The 7098-nt window shown below is 64.1% G+C and carries 6 protein-coding genes and 1 pseudogene; 3 read left to right on the top strand and 4 right to left on the bottom strand.

Features of this window, described 5'->3' with window-relative positions; genetic code table 11:
* Positions 1–344 (top strand): annotated as a pseudogene (locus F757_RS36210) (hypothetical protein); the annotation flags it as partial.
* Between the two features lie 677 nt (positions 345–1021).
* On the opposite strand, the gene F757_RS0115230 reads toward F757_RS36210, so the two are convergent.
* Positions 1022–1486 carry a VOC family protein gene (locus tag F757_RS0115230; protein WP_027212147.1) on the bottom strand — a complete coding sequence of 155 codons (465 nt, stop codon included), beginning with the start codon at positions 1484–1486 and terminating at the stop codon, positions 1022–1024.
* Between the two features lie 341 nt (positions 1487–1827).
* A complete protein-coding gene (locus tag F757_RS0115225) occupies positions 1828–3921 on the bottom strand; it encodes an SH3 domain-containing protein (RefSeq protein WP_027212146.1) in 2094 nt (697 codons plus the stop codon).
* Positions 3922–4122: 201 nt separating this feature from the next.
* On the opposite strand from F757_RS0115225, the gene F757_RS0115220 reads away from it, so the two are divergent.
* Together F757_RS0115220 and F757_RS0115215 are read left to right on the top strand one after the other, a co-directional pair.
* Entirely contained in the window at positions 4123–4548 is a 426-nt protein-coding gene (locus F757_RS0115220) for a TOBE domain-containing protein (protein ID WP_027212145.1), read from the top strand.
* Between the two features lie 89 nt (positions 4549–4637).
* Positions 4638–5138, top strand: a complete 501-nt coding sequence (locus F757_RS0115215; RefSeq protein ID WP_027212144.1) for a GAF domain-containing protein — start codon at positions 4638–4640, stop codon at positions 5136–5138.
* Between the two features lie 196 nt (positions 5139–5334).
* Here F757_RS0115215 and F757_RS0115210 read toward each other — a convergent pair whose 3' ends face one another.
* Positions 5335–6183 (bottom strand): SDR family oxidoreductase, encoded by an 849-nt coding sequence (locus F757_RS0115210; protein WP_027212143.1) that lies wholly within the window; start codon positions 6181–6183, stop codon positions 5335–5337.
* Between the two features lie 76 nt (positions 6184–6259).
* Positions 6260–7000 carry an SDR family oxidoreductase gene (locus tag F757_RS0115205; RefSeq protein WP_027212142.1) on the bottom strand — a complete coding sequence of 247 codons (741 nt, stop codon included), beginning with the start codon at positions 6998–7000 and terminating at the stop codon, positions 6260–6262.
* Positions 7001–7098 lie beyond the last annotated feature (98 nt).

The raw sequence follows: 7098 nt of genomic DNA, 5'->3' as shown, positions 1-7098 counted from the left end.
TACTAGCACAGGCACTGGCCGCCGAGATGGTGCAGCACGGCCAGGGCATGCAGATCGTTGCCACGTCGGGCGGTACTGGCATCGTGCTCAACGTGACGGGTACGCAGAGGGCGGCAGCGCCTGCCGAACCGGAGTTTGGACTGCGTTACTTCAGGCCGCTGACGACGCTCGGGATCGTCTGTATGTGCGGTCTTCTGGGAATCTTTCTGGACGTCACGATCGCTCCCGCTGGTCTGTATGTGACGGTCCCGGCATTGTTCATCATCCTCATGACGAACGAAGCGTTCGGTGCGCAAGGCAGATACAACGAGGTGGAAGACGTGTTCTACGGGCGTTCGTCCTGACTGCATGGAGTACACGCGGCTGCAAGCGGCCGTACTGCGCGCGACGTTCGTTGAACTTTGCCAGCATTTGCTGCGCGTGCGATTCTGATGGTGCCGTATCGCGGACGACCTGGGGCGTCAGCCTGTCTGCTGTCGCCCATGCAACACGGAAACGGTGCTGAAGTCATAACAGGATGTGCGGTAGCTGCGCGTTTTCTTCCCGGTGTGCGCGCCGGGGAATGAATCAGGTACAACTGGACAGGACCATGGTCCAGTTCTCAGCTGGGGAGTATCGATGTATTAGCCGGTGCACCATGCACCGCAGCACAAACAACTCGCCCGTCCGGCTATGACAAGCCATTTGCCTTGCTAGCTCCCGTTGGCAATCGTTGTAAGCCTTCAACCGACACACGACCGATGTCTAACATGTCGCACCGTTCTTCAGGAAACGAAGGTTTTCCCGCGGTGCAGCGTGAGCGGAACGTGAGGGAATGAATGTGTAAGGGCGTGAGGGGAGCGAAATTTCCCCCACGCCGCTCGCGAAGCCTTATGCGACGGACTGCGTGATCACAGGGTTTGGTTTGTTCATAGCTTTCTCACCTGATTCTGTGAGTAACTTCCCGTATCGCGACCCCCTCACCGCTGCGCCCCCGCCCACCGCGAACAAGCAGGGCCGTCTTCGGAAAACGCCAGACCGGCTACTTCATCGCCGCCATGGCCTGCTCGATTTCTTCCTTGCTCAGATCGCGCTTGTGGGTGGCGAGCGACCAGCTATGCCCGAACGGGTCTTTCAACTGGCCGTAGCGGTCGCCCCAGAACATGTCGGAGACCGGCAGCTTGACGGTCGCGCCGGCCTCCACGGCCTGCTGGAAACTCGCGTCCACATCTTCCACGTAGTGGTGAATCGTGACCGGCGTGCCTTGCAGATGATTCGGCCCGAAACACTGGTGCTCCGGCCATTCGTCGGTGAGCATCAGCATCGAATCGCCGATTTTCAGGCACGCGTGCATCACCTTGCCGTCCGGCCCCGGCAGGCGGAACTGTTCGACCGCGTTGAATGCTTTCGTATAGAAGTCGATGGCTTGCGCGGCATCCGCGCAGATCAGATACGGCGTGAGCGAGTGCATCCCCTCCGGGATCGGTTTGACAGCAGGGCTGGTCATGACGGCGGCTCCTTGAAGTAACGGGTTCGTGGATTGAAAGCCCGACTGGTTCAGCCAGGACTTCAACGTTACGACGAGCAAGTCGGCCGCGGATCGACACTCCGTAAAAAATATTTTGAGCACGCACGTGCGGGTGGGCGGCGCATGCGTGTATGCGTGCGTGCAAGTCCTGGCTTTGAGCGCGATTGTCACCTGACCGTAACCGCGCGGTTGCCTCGCAGTTAACCCGCAATTGCCCCGCAGTTACCCCGCGTGTATCTCGCTGCTACCTGGCTGCTACGTCGCGGTTGCCTCGGAGCTACCTCGCAGTTATCCGTTGTCACCTGGGAGTCACCCCACCGTTACCCCGCCGGACTATCCTCGTCGGCCGGTGCGGCGGGCGTCGGTGCTGAACCGGGCGCAGGCGCCGCCGCGCCGGTCGGCGCGCCGAGTATGCTGATCTGGAACGTCGGCGTGCCGGCGAGCGATTGCAGCGTCGCGTCCTCGGGAATGCGCACGAGGAGCGGCAGAATCACCGAGCCGCCGATCACCGCTCGCCGGCTGTTGTCGGCCGGGCGCAGTCCCCAGACGTCCTGATACACCACCGGTACCACGACGCCGTCGCGAGTCGTGTTGCCGATGTAGAGCATCACGTGTCCGCCGATATAGATCAGCGTGCGCAGCGGCGCGCCATGCTGCGCCAGGTAGTCGAGCCGTTGCGCCGGCGTCGACGCGGACAGGTCGACCATGCGTCCGGCGCTCATCTGCGTGGACGAATGGCGCGGCAGCCACACGCCGAATACCCCGAAGATGCTTTGCAGTTCGGACGAGCAGTCGTTATAGAGGCCGCTGTTGCCCCAGCCATAGGGGCGGCCGATCAGCGCTTTCATCAGCGTCGCCAGATGCCGGGGCGTGGCGGCAAGCGGCAAGGGCGCAATCTGCGTGTCGTCGAGTTCGGCGGTGCGGATCAGTGCCTCGCCTTCCGCGTCGCGCGCGGGCACGAGGACGATGCGCCGAGCGGGCGGCGCTGGCGCTGCCGTTGATGCGTCGGCCGCGTCGATGGGCGTGTCATTGCCGCTCGCAGTCGCGCCGGGTGCCGCCTGCGGCACGGGCACAGGCGAGGGCGCCGGCTTCGCTAAGTGCAGAGGCGAGGACGCGGGCAGAGGCGAGGACACAGGCAGAGGCGAGGGCACGGACGAGGGCGCAGGCCCAGACGAAGGCGAAGGCACAGACGAAGGCGAAGGCACAGACGAAGGCGAAGGCACAGACGAAGGCGAAGGCACAGACACGGACGAAGACGAACGGGAAGGCTCAGCCGAGCGCACAGCCTTCGGCACAATCAGCGCCTTCATACCCCGCGCGGCAGTGCCCGACGACCCCGCCACCAGAGGCAGCAGCGTGCCTGCGGGCGCCTGGAACCGGAACACTCCGCGGCTGTCGCGCACCGGCGTGAACGCGCCGATCACCGCGCCGAGCGATTTCGCGCTTGCGGCGCGCCACGTGGCGACGAAGCGCTCGTTGGCCATACCGACGCCGTCGCTGCGCACCCAGCCCTGCACATCGGGCGTCTGCACGTAATGCCACGCGCCGTCGACGCTCGTGCCCAGCACATACAGCGGCGTGCCCGGCCGCACCGCGGAGACCTGCAGATTGTCGAACGGATAGCCTTCGCCGGCCAGACGGTGGTCATAGAACGAGGGGTCGGTGGTCGGAAGTTCGCGCACCATCAGGTTGGTCGTTGCGATTGCGCGCCGCGTCGGCTGATAGACCGGCGCCTCGGTGAATTGTGCGACGTTCATGTTGCGCGCGATGGCGTCGATCCACGCCTTGTCGTGCGCGCGAAAGTTCTCGCCATAGCCAATGGCCGCACCGCGCTTGCCGGTATTGTCGAAGCGGGCAATGCGGCGCTGCTGCAACGCGGCGATATCCGCGCCTTGCTGGCGATATACACGCATCGTCACGTAAGCGCCGTTCCATGGCGACGGCGCGTTCGTCCCTGTGCCGAAGTAGCGCGCGTAGAGCGCCTGGAAATGCGCGTCTTGCTCGGCGGGGCTCAGAAACGGCCGGTCGTAGCCGGGACTGTCGGGCTCGAGCCAATGGTCGACGTCCTGGTCATAAGCGCCGAGCGGAAACAGCGAGATGGTGTCGACGGGGGCACGCGCATCGTGCGTCGGAGATGGATTGCTGCATGCGCCGAGCGCCGCGAGCCATAGCAGTGCCACTGAGGAGGCGACGCCTCGCCATGCGCCGCGCAGCGCCCAAGCTTCACGGCCGGCGGGGTGAGGCGAGACGGCGCAGGCGCCCGGGCCAGTTGAGGCAACTGATGCGGCAGAGGCAACGGAGGCGGCTGAGCGATCTGACACAGCTGAGCCATCCGACACGGCTGAGCCATCCGACACGGCTGAGCCATCCGACACGGCTAACACAGCGCCGGCAACCCGCGTAACCCGCACCATGCGGCCAACGCGAGTCAGGCAGGCAACACGCGCAGAATAAAAACCGCGCAACACGCGGCAAGGGAACGCTGAAGGCATGAGTTCTGCAAAAGAGAGTTCAAGGGCACGATGATACGTGCGTTGCCCCATCCATTACACTTGAACGCTCGATAACGAGGCGCAGCGCGCCTCCAACGCTTTGTCAATAGAAGGGAGCACGAAATGCAAACGAGCGCACGCAATCAGTTTGCCGGTGAAGTGGTTCAGCTCACGCACGGCGCCGTGAACGACGAAGTCACACTGCGCACGGCCGAGGGTCTCGAGATCGTCGCCATCATCACGCACGGCAGCGCGGGCACACTCGGGCTCGCTGCGGGCAAGCGCGCCTTCGCGCTCGTGAAGGCGTCCTCGATCATCGTGATGGTAGACGTCGCGAGCAACCAGGTGTCGGCGCGCAACTGCATCGCGGGCACGGTGAGCGCAGTCACGAAAGGCGCGGTAAATTCCGAAGTGACCATCAGCACGGGCAGCGCGCAGATTGCCGCGATTGTGACGAACGAGAGCGTCGAGCGGCTCGGCCTCGCGAAGGGGAAAGCGGCGAGCGCCATGTTCAAGGCATCGAGCGTAATCGTCGGGGTGGAGTCGTAAGCGCCGCACTCCAGTGATTGACCAGGCTGCCTGCTCTACACTGGGCGCCCCGTTCGCATCGTTCATCGCTTTTTATCACGGACCCCTCCATGTTCGAAGTCTCCTCCGCCTCACATCTGCCCAAGGCCGCGCATTACGAAGAACTCGTCGCGCAGGCGCGCGCGCTCCTCGCCGACGAAACCGACTGGATAGCCAACGCCGCGAACTTCTCGTCGTTCGTCTTTCATTCGCTCAGCGATCTGAACTGGGCCGGCTTCTACTTTCACGATGGCCGTGAACTGGTGGTCGGACCTTTTCAGGGCAAGCCCGCGTGCGTGCGCATTGCGCTCGGCAAAGGCGTGTGCGGCACTGCCGCGCAAACGCGCAAGACGCAGATCGTGCGAGACGTTCACGCGTTTCCCGGCCATATTGCGTGCGATTCGGCCTCGCAGTCGGAAGTCGTCGTGCCGCTCGTGGCGCCGGACGGCACGCTGATCGGCGTGTGGGATGTCGACAGCCCGGTTCTTGCGCGCTTCGACGAAGACGACGCAAAGGGCATGGAAGCGTTGTGCGCCGTATTCATCGAAGCCGCATTGCCGCGCGCGTCCTGAACATTGCGCACGACCGCCGGTCTATCGTGCAATCGCTTCCGTTGCGTAAGCGACGTTTACGTTGCAGTGGTGACGAGCCCTGCTTAGCCGGAGATAGCGAAGGCGCGCGCCGAATCTCGCGCGCGCCACTTTTGCGGCGGCCCGCGGCCCGCGGCCCGTGGACGGCACCCGTTGCCGGGCACCGCCCGCGTCGCGCCTAGTTGTCGAAGTCCGTCGCTTCGGACGAGCCTTTCCAGGCGTCCAGATCGCGCTCGACCAACGCGATTTTTTGCGCGGCGAGTTCATTGGCGATCTTGCCAGCGAAAAGATGCAAAGGCGGTTGGGCGACGTCCGCGGCCTGCATGATCAGCAGCGCCACTTTGTCGGGGTCGCCTGCCTGATGACCGTGCAGCGTGTCCAGGTGCAGGTCGAGCGATGCCTTTGCTTCGGTGTAGGCGTCGATCTGCCGCCGCGCCACCGCGAGTGCGCCGCTCGACAGAAATTCCGTGCGCACGGGTCCGGGGTACACGATCGTCGCCTTGATGCCGAACTCGGCTACTTCAGCCGCCAGCGATTCAGTCAGGCCGGCGAGCGCGAACTTGCTCGCCACATAGCTTCCCCAGCCCGCGTAGCCGCCCTGAAAGCCGACAATGGACGAGAGGTTGATTACATGGCCGCTGCGTTGTGCGCGCAAATGCGGAAGGACGTGCCGCAGCACCGCCAGCGGTGCGAACAGGTTGACGTCGAAGTTGCGGCGCAACTCGCCGTCGGAGAGCGCTTCGATGGTGCCTTGCTGCGCATAGCCGGCATTGTTGACGATCACATCGACTTTGCCGAACTTCTCGATGGTTTGCGCGATGGCGTCGCCAATGCTTTGTTCGTCGCGCAGGTCAACCTGCAGCGGAAGAAACTTTGCGGAGGCCGTGCCGAGTGCTTCCGTCAGCGATGCCACGGTGCGCGAAGTTGCGGCGACGCGATCGCCGCGGGCGAGCAGTTGACGCACGAGTCGCTGGCCAATGCCCTTCGATGCGCCTGTGACAAACCAGGTTTTCATAGTGTTGCTCATGGGGTTCTCCTTGAGTATTCGGTGTTACGCAGTTGGGTGAAGCCGGGGGTGTGCCCATCCCCAGGCAATTCGCAGCTCAGTACGGGCTCGCGGTCGGACGCACGACGATTTCGCTCACGTCCACATCGGCCGGCTGCTCGATCGCATACGCGATGGAGCGCGCAATCGCATCCGCGGTGAGCGCGACACGGCGGAAATCGCGCATCGCAGCGCGGGCGGTGTCATCGGAGATCGAGTCGGCGAGTTCCGACTCCACCACGCCCGGACAGATCACGGTCACGCGAATCCTGTCGGTTTCCTGGCGCAGGCCATCCGAAATGGCGCGCACCGCGAACTTGGTCGCGCAGTAGACGGCGGCCGTGGGTGAGACGGACAGCCCGCCGATCGACGAGATATTGATGACCTGGCCGAACCCCTGGCGCTCCATGACGGGCAGGACCGCGGCAATGCCGTGCAGCACGCCGCGTATGTTCACGTCGATCATCCGGTTCCATTCGTCCACCTTGAGCGACGCGAGCGGCGACAAAGGCATCACGCCGGCATTGTTGACGATCACGTCGATGCGGCCGAACGTATGGAGCGCGAACTGTGCGAACGCGTTGACGTCGGTGGCCGACGTGACGTCGAGCTGCTGATAGCGGACGGAACCGCCACTTGCCTGAACCTCTTCGGCGAGCGCGGCGAGGCGCTCGGTGCGCCGCGCGCCGATCACGAGGTGATGCCCCTGAGCGGCCAGCAGCCGCACGGTCGCCTCACCGATTCCGCTGCTCGCGCCGGTAATGAGGATGACTTTCTGCGAATCGCTTTGCGTGTTCATGTTGCGTTCTCCGTTGCAATATGCATGCAGGTTTGACTGTGTCGGAGAGGGCGCGCACCGCGACATGGCGGGCCTGTCGGGCGCGGCGGAGCCCTCCG

The organism is Burkholderia sp. WSM2232 (genome assembly GCF_000472545.1).
GTDB lineage: Bacteria > Pseudomonadota > Gammaproteobacteria > Burkholderiales > Burkholderiaceae > Paraburkholderia.
The sequence above is the reverse complement of the archived record's forward strand: the minus strand, read 5'-3'. Positions and strand labels throughout refer to the sequence as shown.